This is a genomic window from Flavobacterium sp. HJJ, assembly GCF_015351475.1.
Classification (GTDB): Bacteria; Bacteroidota; Bacteroidia; order Flavobacteriales; family Flavobacteriaceae; genus Flavobacterium; species Flavobacterium marginilacus.
Map to the genome: position 1 here is coordinate 1 of NZ_JADKPR010000061.1, position 1510 is coordinate 1510.

Annotated in this window: 1 protein-coding gene; it reads left to right on the forward strand. The window is 36.4% G+C overall.

Annotated features, from left to right (window positions below; translation table 11 throughout):
* Window positions 1–44 precede the first annotated feature (44 nt).
* Window positions 45–1115, forward strand: coding sequence for an IS110 family transposase (locus IRZ80_RS20705; RefSeq protein ID WP_194644254.1), 1071 nt, complete (start codon window positions 45–47; stop codon window positions 1113–1115).
* The last annotated feature ends 395 nt before the right edge of the window (window positions 1116–1510 follow it).

Sequence of the window (1510 nt, forward strand, 5' to 3'; positions counted from 1 at the left end):
CATCTATGTAAAAGCATAACTTAGAGTTACTAAAAACGAAGATTATGCAATTACAAGATGCCTTAATTAAACCAAAGATATTCATTGGTTTAGATATTCACAAAAAAAGCTGGACAGTTTCCATTCAAACGGATTTGTTTTTTCACAAAACCTATTCGATGCCTTCTAATGCAGAGGATCTATATCAATATGTGGAGCGGACATTTCCTGATTACGAAGTAGATTTAGTCTACGAAGCAGGCTGTTGTGGATTCACCACAGCCCGCTATTTTTTAAATTTAGGTTGGAATGTTCTGGTGGTCAACCCCGCCGATGTGAAGACTGGGGATAAAGAACGGTATCAGAAAACAGATGCTTTAGATTCAAAAAATCTGTCTAACCAATTAAAAGCAGCAGTGCTAAAAGGAATTTATATTCCTTTGGAGGAGCAGGAACAATTTACGGCTTTGGCACGCCATAGGACCCAAGTCACCAAGAAACTCCGACAAACCAAAGCACATATCAAAAGTATGCTGCTTTTTCATGGTATAAAAGTTCCAGATGAGTTTGATAATCCGAACTGGAGTAAGGCTTTTATTATATGGTTAGAAGAATTAAAATTCAGTAACGTTTGTGGCGATTTAGCATTGCAGGGCAAAATAAGAATGTACAGATTCATTAAATCAGAGTATTTAGAAATCGCCAATCAGATGCGTGCTTATTGTAGAAAAACCCATAAGAAAGATTATAATCTATTGAGAAGTATTCCAGGAATAGGCGGTTACCTGGCAAGTGTAATCTTGGCAGAATGTGGTGATTTGCGCCGATTCAATACCGAAGGACAATTTAGTTCCTACATCGGATTAGTACCAGGGATTTATAATAGTGGAGGATCCGAGAAGTGTTTAGGGATAACTCCCAGAAGCCGTTCACAATTGAGGAGCTATTTAGTAGAAGCTGCATGGATAGCCATCAGAAAAGATGTAGAAATGCAAAACTACTATCGAAAACACCAAGGCAAAAACGTAAAAAGTGTTATCATTAAAGTAGCCCATAAAATGGCACGAAGAATATTATCGGTAATTAAAACCGAAACACCCTATCAAATCAATCGAAATCTAGAACTAGCAAAATAAAATATAATCTTAGCAAGCTCAGCCATACAAGAAAAAATAGACTGCAAAACAGCCAAGGAGGTTCTGTAAAATGAAGCCTCATTTTGTAGCAGGCAGCTATTTTATTTATTCTTACAATCATACCGATGCTGGTGGTCGCGTTCTAAAAACGAGAACCACATATAGGAGCGTGAGCCTTAAGAATTTTAAAAAATATACTATGAAATAAAAGAGAAATCAATTCTTGGCATTATTGAAAAAGTCAGAATAACTTTTTCTGTCCTATGCCTTCGGCGGACAAAAAGTTGTTTCCAACTTTTCCAACAAGCCGTTGCAACGGAATTATATACTCGAAAAATAACCCAAATATAACTCTCTCAAAAGTTGTGAATAACTTTACGATGCTTTACATAGGA

What these genes read in the sequence shown, in the direction of transcription:
- IRZ80_RS20705 (WP_194644254.1), top strand. Translation starts at nt 45, where the DNA reads ATGCAATTACAAGATGCCTTAATTAAACCAAAGATATTCATTGGTTTA.